20 protein-coding genes are annotated in these 22415 nt (G+C 62.7%); 7 read left to right on the forward strand and 13 right to left on the reverse strand.

All coding sequences use genetic code 11. The annotated features are described in order from the left end of the window. Positions 1-36: 36 nt before the first annotated feature. The 4 genes from YUO_RS0109920 to YUO_RS40345 form a co-directional block, all read right to left on the reverse strand. Positions 37-639 carry a K(+)-transporting ATPase subunit C gene (locus tag YUO_RS0109920; protein ID WP_028347113.1) on the reverse strand — a complete coding sequence of 201 codons (603 nt, stop codon included), beginning with the start codon at positions 637-639 and terminating at the stop codon, positions 37-39. A gap of 114 nt (positions 640-753) precedes the next feature. Next, the gene (gene kdpB / locus YUO_RS0109925) at positions 754-2868 is read right to left on the reverse strand and encodes a potassium-transporting ATPase subunit KdpB (RefSeq protein ID WP_028347114.1); all 2115 of its coding nucleotides are present in this window, start codon (positions 2866-2868) and stop codon (positions 754-756) included. Between the two features lie 24 nt (positions 2869-2892). Further along, positions 2893-4596, reverse strand: coding sequence for a potassium-transporting ATPase subunit KdpA (gene kdpA, locus YUO_RS0109930; protein WP_028347115.1), 1704 nt, complete (start codon positions 4594-4596; stop codon positions 2893-2895). A gap of 114 nt (positions 4597-4710) precedes the next feature. Continuing rightward, positions 4711-4800, reverse strand: a complete 90-nt coding sequence (locus YUO_RS40345) for a K(+)-transporting ATPase subunit F (RefSeq protein WP_035726361.1) — start codon at positions 4798-4800, stop codon at positions 4711-4713. A 490-nt stretch (positions 4801-5290) separates the two neighbouring features. On the opposite strand from YUO_RS40345, the gene YUO_RS0109950 reads away from it, so the two are divergent. From YUO_RS0109950 to YUO_RS40360, 6 genes are all read left to right on the forward strand, one after another. Beyond that, a complete protein-coding gene (locus YUO_RS0109950; RefSeq protein ID WP_028347116.1) occupies positions 5291-5758 on the forward strand; it encodes a hypothetical protein in 468 nt (155 codons plus the stop codon). Positions 5759-5770: 12 nt separating this feature from the next. Further along, positions 5771-6040 (forward strand): hypothetical protein, encoded by a 270-nt coding sequence (locus YUO_RS0109955; RefSeq protein WP_028347117.1) that lies wholly within the window; start codon positions 5771-5773, stop codon positions 6038-6040. Between the two features lie 121 nt (positions 6041-6161). Further along, positions 6162-6443 (forward strand): hypothetical protein, encoded by a 282-nt coding sequence (locus YUO_RS40350; RefSeq protein ID WP_051379350.1) that lies wholly within the window; start codon positions 6162-6164, stop codon positions 6441-6443. Between the two features lie 6 nt (positions 6444-6449). Further along, on the forward strand, positions 6450-6959 hold the full coding sequence (locus YUO_RS48650; RefSeq protein ID WP_347335918.1) for a dihydrodipicolinate synthase family protein: 510 nt from the start codon (positions 6450-6452) through the stop codon (positions 6957-6959). A gap of 17 nt (positions 6960-6976) precedes the next feature. After that, the gene (locus YUO_RS48655) at positions 6977-7420 is read left to right on the forward strand and encodes a dihydrodipicolinate synthase family protein (RefSeq protein WP_347335919.1); all 444 of its coding nucleotides are present in this window, start codon (positions 6977-6979) and stop codon (positions 7418-7420) included. Continuing rightward, on the forward strand, positions 7417-7842 hold the full coding sequence (locus YUO_RS40360) for a hypothetical protein (protein ID WP_051379351.1): 426 nt from the start codon (positions 7417-7419) through the stop codon (positions 7840-7842). The genes YUO_RS48655 and YUO_RS40360 overlap by 4 nt, the downstream gene beginning before the upstream one ends. A gap of 516 nt (positions 7843-8358) precedes the next feature. On the opposite strand, the gene YUO_RS0109975 is transcribed toward YUO_RS40360, so the two are convergent. After that, complete coding sequence (locus YUO_RS0109975; protein WP_028347118.1) at positions 8359-8580, reverse strand: hypothetical protein; 222 nt, start codon at positions 8578-8580, stop codon at positions 8359-8361. 239 nt (positions 8581-8819) lie between these two features. Between YUO_RS0109975 and YUO_RS0109980 the strand changes: the two genes are divergently transcribed. Then, positions 8820-9836, forward strand: coding sequence for a magnesium and cobalt transport protein CorA (locus YUO_RS0109980; protein ID WP_035726364.1), 1017 nt, complete (start codon positions 8820-8822; stop codon positions 9834-9836). Between the two features lie 126 nt (positions 9837-9962). Here the strand turns inward: YUO_RS0109980 and fdhF are convergent, their stop codons facing one another. The 8 genes from fdhF to mobB form a co-directional block, all read right to left on the reverse strand. Continuing rightward, positions 9963-12728: a formate dehydrogenase subunit alpha gene (gene fdhF, locus YUO_RS0109985; RefSeq protein WP_028347120.1), complete on the reverse strand. Its 2766-nt coding sequence runs from the start codon at positions 12726-12728 to the stop codon at positions 9963-9965. Then, positions 12725-14443 carry an NADH-ubiquinone oxidoreductase-F iron-sulfur binding region domain-containing protein gene (locus YUO_RS0109990; protein WP_028347121.1) on the reverse strand — a complete coding sequence of 573 codons (1719 nt, stop codon included), beginning with the start codon at positions 14441-14443 and terminating at the stop codon, positions 12725-12727. The genes fdhF and YUO_RS0109990 overlap by 4 nt, the downstream gene beginning before the upstream one ends. A gap of 309 nt (positions 14444-14752) precedes the next feature. After that, positions 14753-16405 carry an OFA family MFS transporter gene (locus YUO_RS0109995; RefSeq protein WP_028347122.1) on the reverse strand — a complete coding sequence of 551 codons (1653 nt, stop codon included), beginning with the start codon at positions 16403-16405 and terminating at the stop codon, positions 14753-14755. Between the two features lie 368 nt (positions 16406-16773). Next, a complete protein-coding gene (locus YUO_RS0110000) occupies positions 16774-18798 on the reverse strand; it encodes a sensor histidine kinase (protein WP_035726367.1) in 2025 nt (674 codons plus the stop codon). Further along, positions 18791-20224: a sigma-54-dependent transcriptional regulator gene (locus YUO_RS0110005; protein WP_028347124.1), complete on the reverse strand. Its 1434-nt coding sequence runs from the start codon at positions 20222-20224 to the stop codon at positions 18791-18793. The genes YUO_RS0110000 and YUO_RS0110005 overlap by 8 nt, the downstream gene beginning before the upstream one ends. 107 nt (positions 20225-20331) lie before the next feature. After that, positions 20332-20568 (reverse strand): sulfurtransferase TusA family protein, encoded by a 237-nt coding sequence (locus YUO_RS0110010; RefSeq protein WP_028347125.1) that lies wholly within the window; start codon positions 20566-20568, stop codon positions 20332-20334. A 41-nt stretch (positions 20569-20609) separates the two neighbouring features. Next, positions 20610-21866 (reverse strand): molybdopterin molybdotransferase MoeA, encoded by a 1257-nt coding sequence (locus tag YUO_RS0110015; RefSeq protein ID WP_028347126.1) that lies wholly within the window; start codon positions 21864-21866, stop codon positions 20610-20612. Positions 21867-21874: 8 nt separating this feature from the next. After that, on the reverse strand, positions 21875-22402 hold the full coding sequence (mobB, locus tag YUO_RS0110020; RefSeq protein ID WP_028347127.1) for a molybdopterin-guanine dinucleotide biosynthesis protein B: 528 nt from the start codon (positions 22400-22402) through the stop codon (positions 21875-21877). Between the last annotated feature and the right edge of the window lie 13 nt (positions 22403-22415).

Consider the following 22415-nt stretch of genomic DNA (forward strand, 5'->3'; position numbering starts at 1 on the left):
AGTATAGTCCTCACCCTTCGGGGGGCCTAGCGGGTCTCATTTTGAAACCTCATCCAGCGCCAGATTCACTTCCAGTACGCTAATGCGCGGCTCACCAAGCAATCCAGCCATGCGGCCCTGAATGTGCTCAGTAACCAGTTGCTGGACGCGCGCCTCCGGCAGGTTGCGGGCCTTCGCCACGCGCGGGACCTGGAATAGCGCGGCTTCCGGCGAGATGTCGGGATCGAGTCCGCTGCCGGAGGTGGTGACGAGATCGATCGGCACGGGCGCGGCCGGGTTTTCGGTCTTCAGCTTTTCGACGTCTTCCTTGATCCGGTCGGCCAGCGCTTTGCTGGTGGGCCCAAGGTTGGAGCCGCCAGAATTGGCCGCATTGTACGGCGCGGAAACCGTTTTGGTCGAATCGGCCGGGTCCGGCGCCGTGGTCGCGGACGGGCGGCCGTGGAAATATTTGTCTTCCTTGAACTCCTGCCCGATCAACGCGGAGCCGATGATCTTGCCGTCCCTCTCGATTAGGCTGCCCTGCGCCTGCCTCGGAAAGATCGCGCCGGCGATGGCGGTCATGGCAAGGGGATAGGCAAGACCGGTGATCGCGGTGAGCAGCAGCAGGATGAGGATCGCGGGACGGATTTCTCTGAGCATTTTAGGTCTCCGTAAGTTCTCCGTCATTGCGAGCGAAGCGAAGCAATCCATGACCCCACAAGCGGATAGATGGATTGCTTCGTTGCTTCGCTCCTCGCAATGACGGTTGTGGTGTTAGGCCAGATGCAAAGCCACAACCGCAAGGTCGATGGCCTTGATGCCGATAAAGGGAACGATGATGCCGCCCAAGCCGTAGATCAGCAGGTTACGGCGCAAAAGCGCCCCTGCCCCGACGGCGCGATAGGCGACGCCTTTCAGCGCCAGCGGGATCAGCGCGATGATGATCAGCGCGTTGAAGATGATCGCCGACAGGATGGCGCTCTGCGGGCTTGCAAGGTGCATGACGTTGAGCACCTCGAGCTGCGGGTAGAACGCCAGGAACATCGCCGGGATGATGGCGAAGTACTTTGCGACGTCGTTGGCGATCGAGAACGTGGTCAACGCGCCGCGCGTCATCAGAAGCTGCTTGCCGATCTCGACCACCTCGATCAGCTTGGTCGGATTGGAATCGAGATCGACCATGTTACCGGCCTCGCGCGCCGCCTGCGTGCCGGTATTCATGGCGACGCCGACGTCCGCCTGCGCCAGCGCCGGCGCGTCGTTGGTGCCGTCGCCGCACATTGCCACCAGCTTTCCCCTGGCCTGCTCGTCGCGGATCAGCTTCAGCTTGTCCTCCGGCGTTGCCTGGGCAAGGAAATCGTCGACGCCGGCTTCGGCGGCGATGGCGGCTGCGGTCATCGGATTGTCGCCGGTGATCATCACGGTGCGGATGCCCATGCGGCGCAATTCCGCAAAGCGCTCCCGGATGCCGCCCTTGACGATGTCCTTCAGATGCACGATGCCGAGCAATTTGCCGTCCTTGGCGACCGCCAGCGGCGTGCCGCCGGCTTTCGAGACCTCGTCGGAAATCGCCTGGATCTCGCGAGCCGCCTCCGAGAGGACGCCTGACACGGCGCGCGCGGCATTCCCGGAAGCGACCGCACGGGTCGCGCCGCCACCATCGACATAATTCAGGATCGCATCCACCGCGCCCTTGCGCACCGAGGAAGACCCGGCATCGATGCCGCTCATGCGCGTCTGCGCGGCGAAGGGAATGAAGCTCGCATTGAGCTCCTTCATGTCGCGGCCGCGGATGCCGTATTTCTCCTTTGCCAGCACGACGATCGAGCGGCCTTCCGGGGTTTCGTCAGCGAGCGAGGCGAGCTGCGCCGCATCGGCCAACTCCTGTTCGGTGACACCGCGCAAGGGGCGAAACGCCGTCGCCTGCCGGTTACCGAGCGTGATGGTGCCGGTCTTGTCCAGCAGCAGCGTGTCGACGTCGCCGGCGGCCTCCACCGCACGGCCGGACATGGCGAGCACGTTGAAGCGCACCAGCCGGTCCATGCCGGCGATACCGATCGCCGACAGCAACGCGCCGATGGTGGTCGGAATCAGCGTGACGAACAGCGCTACCAGCACCACCACCGAAATCGAGCCGCCGGCATAGGCCGCATAGCTCGGGATCGTCACGGTGGCGAACACGAAGATGATGGTCAGGCCTGCGAGCAGAATATTGAGCGCGATCTCGTTCGGCGTCTTCTGCCGCTCCGCTCCTTCCACCAGCTTGATCATGCGGTCGATGAAGGTCGAGCCTTGCGCCGCCGTGATCCGGACGCGGATCCAGTCCGACAGCACTTGCGTTCCGCCGGTCACCGCCGAACGGTCACCGCCGGATTCGCGGATTACAGGCGCGGATTCACCCGTGATCGCCGCCTCGTTCACGGAAGCCACCCCCTCGATCACCTCGCCATCAGAGGGGATGTTGTCGCCGGCCTCGACCAGGACGATGTCACCCACCTTCAGGCTGGTTCCGGGTACCAGACGATAGTTCTTGCCGGGACCTTCCAGCAATTTTGCCTGGCTCTCGGTGCGGGTCTTCTTCAACGACTCAGCCTGCGCCTTGCCACGGCCTTCGGCAACGGCCTCGGCAAAATTGGCGAACAGTACGGTAAACCACAGCCACAGGATGATCTGGAACGTGAAGGCCAGGCTCTCGCCGCCGGTCACAAGATGACGCAGGAAGATGACGGTCGTGAGCGCGGCGACGACCTCGACCACGAACATCACCGGGTTTTTGACCATCAGCCGCGGATCGAGCTTCGCAAACGCTGCCCGGATCGCCGGCATCACGATCTTCGGATCGAGCATTGCCGACGCCGTCGTCTTTTTCTGCAATTTCATGGTTTCCATGGACGTCACTCCTGACGGCTTCGATCAGAACAAGGTGTTGGCGTTCATCGCCAGGTGCTCGACGATCGGCCCGAGCGCCAGCGCCGGGAAGAAGGTCAGGCCGCCGATGATCAGGATGACGCCGACGACGAGGCCGACGAACAGGCCGCCGGTGGTCGGCAGCGTGCCGGCCGAGGGCGGGATCGATTTCTTGGCCGCAAGCGATCCCGCCATCGCCATTGCCGGCACGATCATGAAGAAGCGGCCGACGAACATCGAACTGGCGAGTGTCAGATTGTAGAAGAAGGTATTGCCGGTCAGGCCGCCGAAGGCCGAGCCGTTATTGCCGGTCGCCGAGGTGAAGGCATAGAGCACTTCGGTAAAGCCATGCGGACCGGCATTGGCCATCGACGCCACCGCCGGAGGGAAGACGACCGCAACGGCCGTCCAGCCCAAAATCATCAGCGGCAGGATCAAGATCGCGAGCATTGCCATCTTGACCTCGCGCGCCTCGATCTTCTTGCCGACAAATTCCGGCGTACGGCCGACCATCAGGCCGGCGACGAAGATCGCCAGCACGACGAACAGCAGCATACCGTACATGCCGGCGCCGACGCCGCCGACGATGATTTCGCCGAGTTGGATGTTGAGCAGCGGGATCATGCCGCCGAGCGCGGTGAAAGAGTCATGCATGGCATTGACCGCGCCGCAGGAGGCAGCGGTGGTAATGACCGCGAAGAGTGAGGAGGCGACGATGCCGAAGCGGACTTCCTTGCCTTCCATGTTGCCGCCGGTCAGTTGGAGCGCATTGAGCGTCGAGGTGCCGTTGGCTTCGGCCCAATAGGTGACGGCGACGCCGGCAAGGAAGAGAACGCCCATTACGCCGAGGATCGCCCACCCCTGCCGCTGGTTGCCGACCATCCGGCCGAACACGTTGGTCAGCGCCGCGCCGAGCGCAAAGATCGAGATCATCTGCACGAAGTTCGACAGTGCGGTGGGGTTTTCAAAGGGATGTGAGGCATTGGCATTGAAGAAGCCGCCGCCATTGGTGCCGAGCATTTTGATAGCAACCTGCGAAGCGACAGGGCCGACCGCAATGGTCTGCTTGCCGCCTTCCAGCGTCGTGGCCTCGACGTAGGCGCCAAGCGTCTGCGGCATGCCCTGCCACACCAGGAACAGCGCGTAGACGATGCAGATCGGCAGCAGCACATAGAGAGTGCAACGCGTCACATCGATCCAGAAGTTGCCGATGGTGCGCATCGAAGAACGGGAAAAGCCGCGGATCAGCGCCACTGCGAGCGCGATGCCGGTCGCCGCCGACAGGAAATTCTGATGCGTCAGGCCCACCATCTGCGTCAGGTACGACAGCGTGCTTTCGCCGCCGTAGTTCTGCCAGTTGGTGTTGGTGATGAAGGAGATCGCGGTGTTGAAGGACAAATCCTGGGCGACGGCGGATTGCCCCGCGGGGTTGAACGGCAGCAGCGCCTGCAGCCGCATCAGGCCGTAGATGATGAGGAAGCCGCCGACATGGAACAGCAACATCGCGACCGTATAGGTCAGCCAATGCTGCTCGCGCTTTTCATCGACGCCGCCGATCCAGTACAGGGCGCTTTCGACAGGCCGCAGGACGGGCGAGAGAAACGTACGCTCGCCGTTGAAGACCTTCGTCATGTACCAGCCGAGCGGCTTCACGAGCGCGACGATGATGGCGCAGTACAGAACAATCTGAAACCAGCCGATGGGGGTCATGGGAAAAGTCCTTTAGATTACCTTGCAGGCAGCAGCACGCGCAGAAGCACGATGAGTAGCGCCGCGGTCGCAAGGAATGCGAGCACAACGGCGGCGAGCGTAGTCATGGCGCCCTCAGAACCGCTCGGGGCGCAGCAGCGCGTAAGTCAGGTAAAGCAGCAGGCCAAGCGAGACGAGGCCGGCGAGTGAATAGTCGAAGATCATGGCCGCTCTCCCTCAAAGCCGTTCGCAGGCATACGCGTAACCAATGCCTGCCATGAAGAAACCAAGGGCGAGCGCCAATATGACAATGTCCAGCATGGGAATGTTCCTGTGCGACGTGCAACCGCAAGCTGAATGACGGCTAACGCGTTTGCCGGGCTGAGGTGCCACCGGGCGCATAGGTTTTCGAGACGGGAAGGATGGCGACGTTATAGGAATCTCATAAAAACGCGGCCCTCTTCCTTCTCCCTTGTGGGAGAAGGTGGCGCGCAGCGCCGGATGAGGGGTTCTCTCCGCGGAGAGAGACCCCTCACCCGTCTCAATCGCGCTTTGCGCGATTGATCCACCCTCTCCCACAAGGGGAGAGGGGGAAGAAAGGCCCTATGAAATCCCTATATTTCCACCCCTCGCCTCCTCTCGTTTTCAAACGGCGATCTCGCCAATTTGGAGAGCGCGGTTGCCGTGACAGCCGCGCCACCAACGAGACAACGCCATGTCACTCCTTTTGGAACAGCAAGCTCCCGCCGAACTCGGCGATCGGCTGCGCGACGCCTGTTGCGTCACGGTCGAGTTCCTGTCCGATATTATCCACGCCACCTGCCGGCGCCTTCCATCAATGGATCGGAATTTCAAAAACGCCCGCATCGAGCGGCTGATCGAATCGCAGGCCTGGACCGACGCAGCGCTGGCGCTGATCGATCTGGAGCTGCCGCAATGGCAGGTCCGCCGCCTCGCCTATGACGATGGCGAATGGTACTGCGCACTATCGCGCCAGCGCGAGCTGCCCGGGTGGCTTGATCAATCGATCGAGGCCCGTCACGCCGACTTGGCATTAGCGATCCTGATCGCATACGTCGAGGCACAACGCGTCAGCGCGCTGTCGAGGCGGACCAGCGTCCCAAGTGTGCCGCGGGAAGCGAACCCGCAATATGAGCCGGTCCTCAGCGACAATTTCGCCTGACGCGGGTCACCCTTGCAGCGCTGGCCGAACCTGCCGCGACGGTTGCGATCGACCCAGGTCCTGGTGCGATTTGGCTTCCGCCTGCTCGTGCCGATCGTCTTCGCCAGCTTCGCGAGCATTGGGCTGAACCGCAGCCTGATGGCGCTGTTCTGGATGGCCACACTCCTCTGCGGCGTGATCGCCGGCATTCGGCGAGAACCGCTCCTCGATCGCAATCTCAACCATTGGGACGAGATGGCGGCCTATGGCGCGCTATGCGCGCTGACCTGCACCCTCGCCTGAGTATCCCGACATCGGCAGCCTATGCCGCCCTTATGAGATCGCGCTCGCACTCCGCTGGAATTCATATCCACCCGCAAAGATATTGCGGGGGCGCCTATCTGTCTTGTGAAGGAATACCAACGTGAAACTCGTCGAACCTCCATCGTACCGCGCCGCGTCAACCATCGTCTTTATCGGCCGCAACCGCCGCGGCCAGTGGGTGGCCCAGGAACAGAGCGGCCTCTATGGCGGCCTGTTCGTCAATCGCGCCCAGGCGCTCAAATACGCACTGTTCGAGAACGGGCATCATCCGGAAACGATCATCGAACTGTCGCGCGAGATCGAACTCAATATGACCGGCAGCGCTGCCCTGCCGGACATCATGCCGCCCGGGGCCATACCGACTCCTTCCGGAACCGCCTGAATCCCGATGACCACGCATGTGAATCCGGCAAGCTGGCTTTCCGGCTACATTGCCGACCTCCCGACGCCGTTCGACGAACAAGCAGAGCTCGATCTCGGTGCCTTCGCCGCGTTGTGCGAGCGCCAGATCGATGCCGGCGCCTCGGCGATCGTAGTCGGCGAGACCGCCGGCGAGGCATCGACGCTGACGGCGGATGAAAAGGTCCGCCTCATTCGCTGCGCGGTCGGGACCGCGCGAGGCCGCGTCCGGGTCATAGCGGGCGCGGGATCGAACTCGACCGATCGCGCCATCGAGTTGACGATGCGTGCCGAGGGCGCCGGCGCGGACGCCGTGTTGTCGGTCGCGCCCTATTACAACAAGCCGATGCAGAACGGAATCATTGCGCATTTCCGCGCCATTGCCGCCTGCACTGCGCTCCCGATCATCCTGCACGACATTCCCGCGCGAACCGCCCGCCCGCTGGCGGACGAGACAATTGCCGCTCTGGCGCGCGGTCCAAACAGTTTGTGGGTTTGAGAGATGCGACAGGTGACGTGTCCCGCCCGATGCGCCTGAGCTCGCTTGTGCGACCCGGCTTTCGCCTCCTGTCCGGCGACGACCGCACCGCCTTTGGCTTCACTGCCAGCGGCGGCGATGGCTGTGTTTCGCTGCTTTCGAATATCGCGCCGGATACCTGCCGGATCATCTTTTCGAACCTGAGGCTGGGCCGGCTGCAATCAGCGCGACAGTTGCAAGAGCGTCTCGGCCCACTGGAGGCTTGTCTGTCGAAGGACGTTCCGGCGGCCCTGAAACATGCGCTGTGCCTGCTCGGATTGATGCAACCCAACACACGTTTGCCGATTATGGAACTGGATGATGCCGATAAAGCGAGGGTGGCACGCGCGCTCGCCTCCGTCTCCGATGAAGGCTTGATTGGGACCCGCGAAGGCGTGATGTCGTTTTCGCATGGGCGAACTTCGGTCGAGCCGCTGCAATGAGCACGGGAGTATCGACTGAACCGCATGAGCGGACGCTGCGCGCGTGGCACCTAGCGATTTTGCGGTTTGCGGTCACCCTCGACGATACCGATCGCCTCAACGTTCTGGCAATCGCGCAGGAGATCGATCGGATGGGCCGGAAGGATCGCGAAGGCGCGTTCCACTTCTTCAGGAGAACAAGTGCAAAGCTCTGCCTGGCAATCCTGGGCCGTGGCGAGACGGGGTCTGCGATTTTGCGCCGTTATCTTGCGCAGATCGCTGAGCCCCGATTGAAGCAGGCATTCGCAGCCGCGGTAGGCATACGTGAGCCGGACGCTGCGCCGGCGAAGCGACGCCCGAAACAGGATCAGGATCTGTTCAGGGGTCTGCCGTCACGCAACGTCCAAGCCTCAGGGAAACACGAGCCCAAGCCCGCTTTATGATTCTCCTATGCGACGCCACGGCCGAACCTCTCGCATTCCTATGGGCCCGCGATACATCATCGGCCTTAACGAAGCAGCATTCGCTGCGATCAGCCGATAAAGGATTCCGGGTATGTCGACGTTGACGCACTCCGAAGATTCGATTCATTCGCCCGAAAGGCGGACCATCAAAACTGGCGCGACCAGAATACATTTGCCGACAGTCAGGCAGTTTTGCTTTGGCGCGCTTGCGATACTTTCAGCGGGAGGACTGCTTGTCGGACTGATCGCGCTAAGGACTGCGATTTACTTCTCGCGTTTCCACTATTGATCCGCTCAACACTGTGGAGTTCGCGAAGGTTTCAGCTCCGCCCGTGCTTTGCTCGCCACGCTGGTCCGGGACCACGCACGTAGTGGGCTTCTGGGCGATAGGCCCTGACCGGCTCGTTACCAAGCTTGCCGAGCCAGTTCAGCAGGAAGCGGGTTAACGCACCCAACAACGAGGGCACATTCGATATGGATTGTGATTGTCGCATGTCAGAACTCCTTCTTCTCACCGAGATACGGCGGACGTGCGTCCAGTTTCGCGCGGGTTTCGGCGCGCAGCCGGAGCTCGTTGCGCAGACGCCGGATCCTTGCGGCGGCGATCGCGCGATGGATATTCTTCAACGCGGTCCGCAGGCGACGGACCACACGGCCAGCGGAAAGGTCTGCAGCCGAACCGCGCCACCGGCCGTGGTGCGGATGGAAACGCGTCATGTTCAGTCTTTCCAATGCCGGCACGAAGCGCGTGCCGCGTGACCGAACATGCGCAGACGGGCGTAGGATATCGAGAGGCCCGGCGGGCCTTTGGCATAGGCGGAGCATAAAGATGGGCCGGTTGCAGTACTCGCCGGAACAACGTCGTCCCGGCCGCATTGACCACGGATTCTGTGGTGCTAGCCTCTATCGAAACGACGCCGCGAAGCAAAGTTCGGCAGCAATCGAGGGCGGAAGCCATGAACGTCGCATCGCCAGGCATCATCAAAACCGAACCGGCCACCTCCGACGGCGTGGTAGCGGCGGGCGTCTATGTCGAGGGCCGGCGCGTCGCCAACATCGCCATCGATGAAGCATCGAGCTGGCGCAGCAAGCCCGACCACGTGGTCTGGATAGGTCTGCATGAACCTGATATCGCCGTGCTGCGCCGCGTACAGCGGCAGTTTGAGCTGCATGACCTTGCGATCGAGGATGCGGATCACGCCCATCAGCGACCGAAGATCGAGCAGTATGGCGACGCACTGTTCATCGTGGCGCGCACCGCGCAACTCGAGGGCGACAGCACCGCGTTCGGCGAGACCCATCTGTTCGTCGGAGAAGGATACATCGTCTCAGTGCGCCATGGTGCCTCGACGTCGTACAAGGCGGTTCGCGAGCGTTGCGAGAGTTGTCCGCGCGCCCTCGCCCGCGGCGAAGATTACATCCTCTACGCCATTCTCGATTTCATCGTCGACAATTATTCCCCGGTGCTCGAGACCATTCAGGAAGAAGTCGAGGCGATGGAGGAGCAGGTGCTTGCAAGCGCGATGACGCGGACGCAGATCGAGCGGCTATATCTGTTGCGACGCGACCTGTTGCGCCTGCGCAATGCCGTCGGCCCATTGGTCGAAGTCTGCCGCCGGCTCGAGCACGACAATTTGCCGATGGTGCGGCCGACGATGCGGCCGCTGTTCCGCGATGTTACCGATCATGTCCGGACGGTGCAGGAGCGGATCGATTCGCTTCGCGAAGTGCTGGCGTTTGCCTTTGAGGCGAGCCTGCTGGTCGGCCAGGCGCAAGAGACGGCCGTGTCCAAGAAGCTCGCGTCATGGCTCGCCATTATCGCGGTCCCGACCGCGATCGCCGGCATCTACGGCATGAACTTCAAGCACATGCCGGAGCTGGAGTGGGAGTACGGTTATTTCACCGTGGTCGGCATCGTCCTGCTCGTATGCGCAGGATTGTTCTGGCGCTTCCGCCGCGCCGGCTGGCTATAGCGGTTTCATGACTCGCCTCGTCATTGCGAGGAGCAAAGCGACGAAGCAATCCGTTCTTTCTTTTTGCGGCGGCATGGATTGCTTCGCTCGCAATGACGGCTCCACGCCAAATGCGTTACACTCCACCTACTCCGCCGCCGACTGTAGCGCCAGCCTTTCGGCGCGCACAGCGCAGAACTTGAATTCGGGGATCTTGCCGAACGGATCAAGCGCTGGGTTGGTCAGCAAGTTGGCCGCCGCCTCCGCGTAGCAGAACGGCATGAAGATCATGTTCTCCGGCACGTCGCGATCGGACCGCACCTTGACCTCGACCGCGCCGCGACGAGTTTCCAGCTTGATGAAATCGCCTGGCCAGACGCTGAGCTTGCGCATGTCCTTCGGCGACATGAACGCCACCGCCTCCGGTTCGATCTGGTCGAGCACGGATGCGCGGCGGGTCATCGAGCCGGTGTGCCAGTGCTCGAGCACGCGGCCGGTCGAGAGCACCATCGGATATTCGGCGTCGGGCACCTCGTCCGGCGCGATCACCTTGGCCGGAACGATTTTGCCGCGGCCGCTCGCGGTTGGGAAACCTGTGGTGAAAATGATCTCGTTGCCGGGCTTGTACGGATCGTCGACCGGATAGGTCACCGCGCCCTCGCGCACCAGCCGCTCCCAGGTGATGTTCTTCAGCGACGGCATCACCTGCGTCATCTCGGTGAAGACATCGGCCGGGCCGTCGTAGTTCCACGGCAGCCCCATGCGCTTGCCGATCTCCTGGATGATCCAGAGATCCTGCCGCGCATCGCCCGGCGGACGGATCACTTCCCGCGCGAGCTGCACGCGGCGGTCGGTATTGGTGAAGGTGCCGGACTTTTCAGCGAATGCCGAGGCCGGCAGGATCACGTCAGCGTGGAACGCGGTTTCGGTGACGAAGAGATCCTGCACCACCAGATGGTCGAGCATGGCGAGCGCTTCGCGCGCGTGCTGCAGGTCGGGATCCGACATCGCGGGGTTTTCGCCCTCGATATACATGCCGGTGATTTCGCCGGCGTGGATCGCGTTCATGATCTCGACCACGGTGAGACCGCGAACTGGATCAAGATCCTGATGCCAGAGTTTTTCGAAAGGCTCGCGCAGATCGGTGCGTCCGACCGGCTGATAGTCCGGCAGGAACATCGGGATCAAACCGGCGTCGGAAGCACCCTGCACGTTGTTCTGGCCGCGCAGCGGATGCAGGCCGGTGCCGGGACGGCCGACCTGGCCTGTCGTTAGCGCCAGCGCGATCAGGCAGCGCGCGTTGTCGGTGCCGTGGATGTGCTGGCTGATGCCCATGCCCCAGAAAATGATCGAGGCCTGCGAGCGCGCGTAAGTTCGCGCCACCTCCTTCAGCGTCTCGGCAGGGATACCGCAGATCGCTTCCATCTTCTCCGGCGGGAATTCCTTGATACGCTCGGCGAGTTCGTCAAAGCCTTCGGTATAGCCCGCGATATATTGCTGGTCGGTCAGCCCTTCGGTGATGATGGTGTGGAGCATCGCGTTCAGCATGGCGACGTCGCTGCCGGGCTTGAACGCGAGATGCTTCCACGCGTGGCGCGAGAGCGCCTGCCGGCGCGGATCCATCACGATCAGCTTGGCGCCGCGCTTGGCCGCGTTCTTGAGATAAGTCGCAGCAACCGGATGATTTATCGTCGGATTGGCGCCGATCACGATGATGACTTCGGCATCCATCGCCGCAGCAAACGGCGCCGACACCGCGCCCGAGTTCAGGCCCTCCATCAGCGCCGCCACCGAGGAAGCGTGGCACAGCCGCGTGCAGTGGTCGACATTGTTGGAGCCAAAACCGGTGCGCACCAGTTTTTGGAACAGATACGCCTCTTCGTTGGAGCCCTTTGCTGAGCCGAAGCCGGCGAGCGCTTTGACGCCCTTCTCGTCGCGAATTTTCACCAGCCCCTTGGCCGCAATATCCAGCGCTTCTTCCCACGAAGCTTCGCGGAAATGCGTGAACGGATTGGCCGGATCGACCTGGTCGTTGGCATCCTTCTTCGCATTGGGCAGCCGCACCAGCGGCTTTGTCAGCCGATGCGGGTGATGGATGTAATCAAAACCAAAACGTCCCTTGACGCAGAGCCGGTTGTGGTTGGCCGGGCCGTCGCGGCCCTCGGCATAAATGACCTTCTCGTCCTTGACCTGATAGGTGACCTGGCAGCCGACGCCGCAAAACGGGCATAGCGAGTCGACCTTCTTGTCCGCGTAAGTCACGCGGGTCTGCTTTTCGTCCAGCATCACCGAGGGCATAAGTGCGCCGGTCGGGCAGGCCTGCACGCACTCGCCGCACGCGACACAGGTCGATTCACCCATGGGGTCGTCGAAGTCGAACACGATCTTGGCGCCAGCATTGCGATAGGCCATGCCGATGACGTCGTTGACCTGGACCTCGCGGCAGGCGCGCACGCACAGGCCGCACTGGATGCAGGCGTCGAGATTGACGCTCATCGCGGGATGGCTGGTATCGCCCTGCCATCGCTCGGCCGCCGGGAAACGGCTCTCGGTCACCTCGACCTTTTCGGCCCAGTGCCAGAATTTCGAATCAGGATCGTGCGAGGTCTCGCGCGCCGGCTGGTCGGCGACCAGCAATTCCATCACCATTTTCTGCGCCGCGACGGCGCGGGCGCTTTCGGTCTTCACCTTCATGCCGACGCTCGGCGTGCGCTTGCAGGACGCGGCCAGCACGCGCTCGCCCTCGATCTCGACCATGCAGGCGCGGCAATTGCCGTCAGGCCGGTAGTCCGGCTCCGGCGAATAACAGAGATGCGGGATTTCCTTCTGGTGGCGTTTTGCCACCTGCCAGATGGTCTCGCCCGCGTTGGCCTCGACCTGTTGGCCGTCGAGTTCGAACTTGATCTTGGTCATTCCGCGGCCTCTTTCGGCACGAATTCTTCCGGAAAATATTTAATCACTGACGTCAGCGGGTTCGAAGCAGCTTGTCCAAGCCCGCAGATCGAGGCGTCGCGCATCGCCTGGCTCAATTGGTCCAGCAATTCGCGGTCCCAGACCGGCCGCTGCATCAAAAGCGCCGCCTTCTGGGTTCCAACGCGGCACGGCGTGCACTGGCCGCAGCTTTCATCTTCGAAGAATTTCATCAGGTTCAACGCCGCGCCCTTCACACTGTCCTGCTCGGACAGGATAACGACAGCGGCGGAGCCGATGAAGCAGCCGTATTTTTCCAGGGTGCCGAAATCGAGCGGGATGTTGTCCATCGATGCCGGCAGGATGCCGCCCGACGCGCCGCCCGGCAGATAGGCGTGGAAGGTGTGGCCGTCGGCCATGCCGCCGCAGAACTCGTCGATCAGTTCGCGCACGGTGACGCCGGCGGGCGCCAGCTTCATGCCGGGATTTTTCACGCGGCCCGAGACCGAGTAGCTGCGCAGGCCATGGCGATCGTTGCGGCCATGGCTCTTCCACCAGTCGGCGCCCTTCTCGACGATGTCGCGCACCCACCACAGCGTCTCGATATTGTTGATCAGCGTCGGCAGGCCGAACAGGCCGACCTGGAATGGGTAAGGCGGCTTGTGCCTAGGCAGACCACGCTTGCCCTCGATCGATTCGAGCAGCGAGGATTCCTCGCCGCAGATATAGGCGCCCGCGCCGCGGCGCATATGCAGCACGGGACCGCCCGGCGGCAATTTTGCGATTTCGCGCGTGAGGATTTCGCGCGACGCCGGATATTCGTCGCGCAGATAGATATAGACGTCGGTCGCTTCGACGACATGCGCGCCGATCAGCATGCCCTCGATGAAGCGATGCGGATCGGTTTCGAGATAGAAGCGGTCCTTGAACGTGCCGGGTTCGCCCTCGTCGCCGTTGATCGCCATCAGCCGCGGGCCGGGCTCACCCAGCACCGCGCGCCATTTGCGTCCCGTCGGAAAGCCCGCGCCGCCGAGCCCGCGCAGCGAAGCGTCGTCGAGCGCCTTCAGCAGGTCGTTCCTGCTCAGCTCGCCCGAGCGCAGGCGGTTGAGCAGCTTGTAGCCGCCGCCTGCGACATAGGCGTCATAGTCGGTATATTTGGGCAGATGTGCGTGGGTGTCGCCGGCCTTGGCGGCGGCGAGCACATTCGTAACCGTGGCATGATCGACAAAGTGATGGCCGACTTCGGCGGCGGGCGCGGTGTCGCAGCGGCCAACGCAGGGCGCGCGCACCACGCGGATGCCCGGGCCGGCATTGTCCTGCAGTTCGTGCAGCAGCTTCTCCGCGCCCATCATGGCGCAGGTCAGCGAATCGCAGACCCGGATGGTCAGCGGCGCGATATCGGGCGCACCCTCCTTCACCACGTCGAAATGCGCGTAGAAGGTCGCGGTCTCGAACACTTCCGCAAACGACAGTTTCATCTCGTCGGCAAGCGCTGCCAGATGCGCCGCGGAGATCTGGTGATACGTGTCCTGGATCAGGTGCAGATGCTCGATCAGCAGGTCGCGCCGCCGTGGCCGGTCGCCGAGCAGAAGCTCGATCTCATGGGCGGCGGTGGGGTCGACCTGGCGGCCCTTCGGCGTCGCCTTGGCCCGCTTCCGTCCCGCGCCCGGATGATCGAACGATCGGACTTTTTGTAGGTCGTGTACGTCGTGATCCATCGAAACGTCTCGTTCCCTGCCAGTCTGCGGCCAACTCTAGTCAGTGGCATGCCAGATGCCAAGAGATTTATCAGATATTTAGGGCAACACAGGCCGCGAGCTTTCGATCCACTCCGCGCCTGGAGCAATCACGTTCGCTTTGCCTAATCACGGGATGAGAACACGCGAATTTAGTCCGGAGATCAATAAAGCCGTCTCATGCTGCGATTGCGAATGCGCATTGATCTGCATTTCCGATTACTCGATTTGAAATCGGTATCGCGCCTGAAATGCCGTCGCGGAACGCTCGCCCCGCGACGGCCAGAAGAGTCAGAGGATCTTGACGGCGCTTTCCAGCGTCTTCCAGACGCCCCAGGCCAGGGGAATGCCGACGAACGCCCAGAACAGCGCAGCCTTGGCGTCGAGCCCTCCGAACCCGATGCCGTAGGATCCTGACGGCCCCGAGCTGCCCGCGCTCGCCGTCGCCGCCTGCAGCTTGGCAACCTCGGCGTCGCTCATGTGCCACTTCGCGTCGACCGGCTTGATCAGGTAGTTGCAGATCAGGCCCGCGATCAGCATCGCGCACAGGATGTACATCGTCGTGTTGTAAAGCTGGTCGCGCGGCACGCCGGCGGCAAGCTGGAACTCGCGGATGTAGTTCACGACTACTGGACCGATGATGCCCGCCGTCGACCACGCGGTCAGCAGACGGCCATGGATTGCGCCGACGAACTGTGTGCCGAACATATCGGCGAGATAGGCCGGCACGGTGGCGAAGCCGCCGCCATACATCGACAGGATGATACCGAAGCCGAGCACGAACAGAAGTTTTGAGCCCATCGCCGCAAATGTCGGCGCCAGCGCATAGAGCACGATGCCCAGGATGAAGAACGTATAGTAGGTGTTCTTGCGGCCCATCTTGTCCGACAGCGAGGCCCAGAAGAACCGGCCGCCGATGTTGAACAACGAGAGCAGCCCGGCGAAGCCGGCCGCAATCCCTGCAATGGTCGCCTTCTGCGCGGCGTCAAGCTGGTTGAAGCCGACGTCGGGCAATCCGATCAGCTTGCCGGCGAAGATTTCCTGCAGCATCGGCGAAGCCATGCCGATCACGCCGATGCCCGCAGAGACGTTGAGGCAGAGCACCCACCAGATCAGCCAGAACTGCGGCGTCTTGTGCGCGTCCTTCAGGTGGACGTGGTTCTGCGAGATCATCGCATTGGCTTTCGCCGGCGGCGTCCAACCCTCCGGGCGCCAGCCCGCCGGCGGAATGCGATAGCGGAAGGCGCCGATCATCATGAATACGAAGTAGATCGCGCCCATCGCGATGAAGGTTTCCCAGGCGCCTACCGAGGTCGGCGACTTGAAATAATTCATCAACAGGTTCGCCAGCGGCGCGCCGATCATCGCGCCGCCGCCAAAGCCCATGATAGCCATGCCGGTCGCCATGCCGCGGCGGTCCGGAAACCATTTCACCAGCGTCGACACCGGCGAGATGTAGCCGAGGCCGAGCCCGATGCCGCCGATCACGCCGCTTCCTAGCCACAACAGCCACAGTTGATGGGTGATGATGCCGATCGCGCCGAGCACCAGACCACCGCACCAGCACAGCGCCGACACAAAACCCGCCTTGCGCGGTCCGACGCGCTCCAGCCAGCCGCCCCAGATCGCGGCGGAGACGCCGAGCAACACGAAGAACAGCGTGTACATCCAGCCCATGCTGGCGACTTTCCAGTCGCAGGTGGTGGTGAACAATTCCTGCACCAGCGTCATGTCCGGGCAGGCTTTCGGCGCGGTCACGCCGATCGCGCGCGACAGCGGCAGCCAGAACACGCTGAAGCCATAGGCCATGCCGATGCACAGATGAATGCAGAGTGCGGCCGGCGGCACTAACCAGCGATTGAAGCCGGCGGTCGCAATCGTTCGCTCCTTGTCGAGAATCCCGAGCGCACCCGATGGTGCGAGCGTGGCATCGGCTGTCGTCATAGGCGTATTCTCCAGGTTCGCGGCCTTACCGGGCACGATTGTTGAGAGGTTGGGGTATTGGATTGGGGGCCACGCAGCGCCGACCGTATGCGCGGGCGTGCGATGTCCGCGCGACAGATCGGAGTTCAAGTCGAGGCAAAATCGTTTTGAGGTGCGGCCTGGGCACGCCATGAAGACGGCAAGCGCGCGCGGTCGCCCAGCTTGCGACCGAATATCCGATCATCGCGTCCCCTCCCCACTCCAACCCTTGAGTGAGAAGTCAGCAATCCGCGTGCCAAATCGCGCGATGCAGAAAATCAATCACTTAACCAAATGCACACCGACGCATCGGACAAAATGTCCTGATAGCCGCTGGACAAAATGTCCGCTCAGCTCGCTTCCGGGAGCCACACCCGGAATGTACTCCCGGAGCCGATCCGGCTTTCCGCCGTGATCTGGCCACGCTGGCGCTTCACCAGCGTCTGACTGATGGAAAGGCCAAGGCCGGTCCCCTCCCTGCGTTTCGTGGTGAAGAAAGGATCGAAGACCTTGTCCAGGACGTCAGCGCTCATGCCGATGCCGGTGTCGGCCACGTCAATTGAAATGCCCGGGTTGCCGTCGCGATCGGCGTCGAACGAGCGCAGCGTCAAGGTGCCGCCGTCCGGCATGGCGTGGATCGCGTTGACGATGAGGTTGATCACGACCTGCTGCAGCTCGGTGCGGTTCATCAGGACCAGGCGGCTCGCCCGATCTTCCCGCTCAACCCTGATTTCGGTCTTGTTCAGGAGATGCTGCACCAACGGCAGGCAGTCCGCCACGACACTTCCGGGTGCATGACGCTCGACATAGCCGGCATACTCTTCCGGCCGCGCAAACTGCAAGAGCTCGGTTACGATCTGGCTGATGCGATGGATCTGTTCATCGACAAGCCGAAACTCGACCTTGGCTTTCTCGGTGTCAGCGCCGATCACGCTGCGGATGACATCGAGATTGCCCTGCATCACCGCGATCGGGTTGTTGATCTCATGCGCAACGCCCGCGGTGATCTCGCCGATGGCAGCGAGCTTCTCGGACATGATGAGCTGCTTGGTGGTCGCCTCCAGCTTCAGATTGGCGAGTTCGAGATCGCGGGTTCGTTCGCGCACCCGCGCGTTCAACTCCTCGTTCCACTCGCGCAACTGACGATCCCGCTCCTGAATCTGGTCCAGCAAGGTATCGAGGTGAACCGCCACCCGGCCGATCTCGTCACCCGACGCCGGCAATTTGGTGCGGGCCGAGAGGTTGCCGCTCTCGACTTCACCGATCGTCGCCGTGACGCGCTCGAGCGGCATGAAGATCGATTGCGCCCAGCGCAGGAAGATCGGCACGCTTGCCGCCGTGATCGCGATGAACGCGAGCGCAATGATCAGAATCGTCTCAATCTTTGCGTCGTTGAACGGCTTCTGCAGAAATCCGACATAAAGCATGCCGACGCGCTTGCCGTAGGTGTCGACGAGCGGCTCGTAGGCCGAGATGTACCAGTCGTTGACGACGAAGGCGCTGTCCAGCCAGGTGCGCCCCTCCCCCATCACCGCAGAGCGCACCGCTGCCGACACCCGCGTTCCCAACGCACGCCGTCCCTCGAACAGGCGCACATTGGTTGAGATACGCACGTCGTCGAGAAACAGCGTCGCCGTTCCCTGGCTGCCCTCGGGCAGGCTTGCCGCCCGATAGACGAGATCGTTGATCGTGTCGATGAATTCCAGATTTTGGTTCAGCAGAATCCCGCCGACGAGCGCGGCTGGCCCTCCTCCGGGGGCCGTGGCGCGGCTGGCCGCATGCACCACCATGCCATGGGTTTCCGTGCTGCGATCGGTCGGCACCGCGTTTGGCGTCGGCACCAGGTCGAGACGCGCGCGTTGGGCAAGCGCCGGCGAAATCGCCGCAAGTTCGTCGTTGGTGAAGATATCGATGCCGGTCGATGGGGATGCGCCTGACAATGCCGACGTGATGATCGGCCAATCGGCCCTCGGCGCTCCCTCAAGCGCGGGTGACGAGGCGATGATTTTTCCACCGGCATCCATCAAATAGAGGAAGTCCAGACCCATCTCCTTGCGGGACTGTTCAAGCAAAGTCTCCACCGCGGAGATCGTTTCCCGCTCTTCGACCTCCCGGAAGCGGAACGAAAGGCTCAGGCCGCGGATCTGAACGCCGGTCTTTTCCAGAATGCGGGCCAGGTATTGGTGGGCGATGGTGAGATCGCCGTTCACCTTGGAGATCAGCGTAGCGTCGAACCGCGCATTCCAGCGATAGATGGCAACCCCAAGCAGAAGCGGCAGAATGACCAGCATCGGCAGCAGCGCAATCGCGAGCAGCCGGAAGCGGACGGATGCTCCGCGCACCGGCTCCTCGATGCAGCCTGCCCGGTCAGCCATTCCATAACGCGAGTTTGCGATCGATGGTCTTGCGCGAGATGCCGAGCCGCCGCGCCGCTTCCTCGCGGTTGCCGCCGGTTTCCTTCAGCACGGAAAGAATGTGCCGGCGCTCCAGGTCCGCGAGGCTGTCGGCGGTGGCGACCTGCCCGTCGTTCCGTGGGCCCGCGAAATCGTCCGGAAACGCGCCGAGGATCAAGGTGCGCTCGATCAAATTGCGCAGCTCGCGCACATTGCCGGGCCAGTCGTAACTCGCAAGCGCAGCCCGCACTGCGCTATCGATCGGAACCGGCGGCATGCCGAGCTGGATCGAGAGCTTGTTCATGAAGATGGTGGCGAGCTCCTGCACGTCGTCGCCGCGATCCTTCAATAGCGGCAGATGAATCTGCATGACGTTCAGGCGGTAATAGAGATCGGCGCGAAAGCGTCCCTTCTCCACTTGCTTTTGGAGATCGGCATTGGTCGCAAAGATGAAGCGAAGATCGACCGGCACTTCACGCTCGGAGCCAACGGGGCGGACGCGGCGGTCCTCCAGAACACGCAGCAGCTTGCTCTGCATCGGCAACGGCAGTTCGCCGATCTCATCGAGGAACAGCGTGCCGCCATGCGCATAAAGGAACAGGCCCTCGCGGCCGCTATCCGCACCAGTGAAGGCACCCTTGATGTGACCGAACAGCTCGGCCTCGATCATATCGGGCGGAATGGCGGCGCAGTTCACCGGCACAAAAGGCTTGTCGGCACGATCGGAGAGCGAGTGAATCGAGCGCGCCGCGACTTCCTTGCCGGTGCCGGATTCGCCGGTGAGCAGGATCGAGGTCGGCAGGCGCGCGACGCGGGCAATGGTTTCGCGCACGCTGCGGGCCGCCGGCGACTCCCCGATCAGATTGTCGCGCAGGAAGGTGCGATCGGATGAAGCGCGCAGCGCATAACGCAAAACGTAGTTCTCGCGCTGCAGCCGAACCCGGTCGAGGCAGCGTGCAACCGCATTGAGGATCTGGTTAGAGCGGAACGGCTTCAGCACGAAGTCGACTGCGCCAGCGCGCAGCGCCTGGATCGCTGTGTCGAGATCAGCATAGGCTGTAATCAGGATGGCATCGGCGAAGAAGCCGACGGCCCGCTGCTCCGCCAGCCAGTCGACGCCGTTCTTGCCCGGCATGATGTTGTCGAGAATGACGACGTCGAACCGGCTCTTGTCGAGCTTGCGCGAGGCTTCGTCGGTGTCGGCGGCCTCTTCCACGTGCTTGCAATGCGGCCCCAGCGTGCGCACGAGAAAATTGCGCATGCCCGGCTCGTCATCGACGATCAGGATCGAGGCCTGCGCCAGCGCGCTGAACTCGGGACCGCCGGCCGGCTTGCCTGGTTTGGCCGCCGGTTCATTGACCGTTGCAGGGGATATCGCCGCGCTCGCCTTCGATGTCGGGAAGTTCATGCCGGGATTTGTAGGACCGATTGTCGCACCCGGCAATCGGCGCTGTCGTGAACTCGTCTAATTAACGCGCGAAGGTTTATCAGCGGGATCGCCCAAGCATTCGGCTTTTATATCGTCTCATTTGCTTTTTCTATCAGAAACACGATGCGGCTTGGGCTGCGTTCGGTGATTTCGACCTTGTCGCCGGTCTCCCGAATAAGGTTCGGAATGTCGATCACCGACAGCGGATCGGTGCAGAGCACTTCCAGCCTGTCGCCGGGCGGCAGCGTCTTCAGCGCCTTGCGTGTCTTCAACGCTGGCAGCGGGCATTTCAGGCCAGCGAGATCGAGTTTTGTCGTCGTCATGCGCCGACCATGGCGAAGGGCGCCCGCATCGTCAACGGACATCAATTGATCAGGCTTGCATAGGACAGGAACCCGACTGTCTGGCCGGGCGACACCTGCGTGACTTCTTCGCCGAGTTCGACGAGGCCATCGGTGTCCGCCAGCGACGACAAGAGCCCTGCGCCTTCGCGCGGAAATTTCACCGCTTCGAGCGCGCCATCGGCACCCTTGCGCAAGCTGACGCGGACATATTCACGGCGCGAAATCTTCTTCTTGTAGCTGAAGGCGGCGCGAACCGGCATTGGCCGAAGCGGCTCTGGCCGGGCACCGGATAACGCCAGAATGGTCGGCCGCACCACGTGAACGAAAGTGACAAAACTCGCCACCGGATTGCCCGGCAATCCGATGAAGGGCGTGCCGCCGATGATGCCCATCGCGACGGGGCGTCCCGGCTTGATTGCCATCCGCCACAGCACCAGCCTGCCGACACTTTCGACGCTTGCCTTGACGTGGTCCTCCTCGCCGGTCGAAACGCCGCCCGTCGTGAGGATCAAATCATGACCGCCGGCGACCTCCTGCAGCGCGCGGGCTAGCGAGGCGCGATCATCCCGGATAATACCGAGATCGCTGACCTCGCAGCCGAGTCGCGACAACATCGCCATTAGCATGAAACGGTTGGAATCGAACAGTTGCACCGCGGCGCGCGCCTCGCCCGGCGAGGCCAGCTCGTTGCCAGTGGAAAACACGGCGACGCGAATACGCCTTGTGACATCGAGTTGTGTCAGGCCGAAGGCTGCGGCAAGCGCAACGTCCTGCGGCCGCAGCCGCTGGCCGGCCAGCAGCGCCGCAAAACCTGAAGCGATGTCTTCGCCCGCGGGACGTACATTGGCGCCCGGCTTGAGGCCTGCAGGAAGCACCACCTTGTCGCCCTCGACGCGGACATCTTCCTGCATGAACACGGTATCTGCGCCTTCGGGCATCGGCGCACCGGTGAAGATGCGCATTGCGTGCCCCGGCTTGAGCGGCGCAGATGCGGAACTACCCGCCTGAACGCGGCCGATGACCGTAAACGTTTGCTCTTCCTGCTGCGGCAGGTCGCGGCTCGCAACCGCATAGCCGTCGACGGCGGAATTGGTGAAGGGCGGCAGCGGCAGCGGCGCCAGGATTTCGTGCGCCAGAATGCGGCCATCGGCGCGAGCGAGCGTAACCGTCTCGATATCCACAACCGGAGTCACACGCGTGGCAATGAGACCGACGGCCTCATCGACCGACATCATCGGGCCGCCGAAGGCAAAGCAATCGTCGGACAATTGCGCCATGTGCCTGATCAGCCCTCAGCTTCGCATTTCGCCAGCACGTCTTCGAGCGATATCGCAGACCGCAACATCATGGCCGCCACCGCCTCGATATCGTCGAGATGGGCGGTCGGCAGCGTGGTTTCAACCGCCGTATCGGTCGCGATTCCGACGATACCGGGATCGTCGGGGAACAGCAGCGGCTTTTCATTCGCGGCGCGATAGACCTCGATCTTGCGGTGCGGCTCGCGCTTGAAGCCCTCGACCACGACGAGATCGACCGGCGACATCTTGGCCAGCAATTCCGGCAATCGCGGTTCATGCGCCCCGCGCAGCTCGTGCATCAGGGCCCAGCGCCGCCCCGATGACACCAGAACTTCGGCCGCGCCGGCCTCGCGATGCCGCCAGGAATCCTTGCCGGGTACGTCGACGTCGAAGGCGTGGTGGGCGTGCTTGATCACGGACACGCGCAGGCCCTGTTTTGCGAACTGCGGGATCGCCCGCGTCAGCAAGGTGGTCTTGCCGGCGCCGCTCCATCCCGCGAGGCCTATCACTTTCATCTCATACTCCGAC

Origin of the sequence: Bradyrhizobium murdochi (assembly GCF_000472965.1) — a bacterium.
Taxonomy (GTDB): domain Bacteria; phylum Pseudomonadota; class Alphaproteobacteria; order Rhizobiales; family Xanthobacteraceae; genus Bradyrhizobium; species Bradyrhizobium murdochi.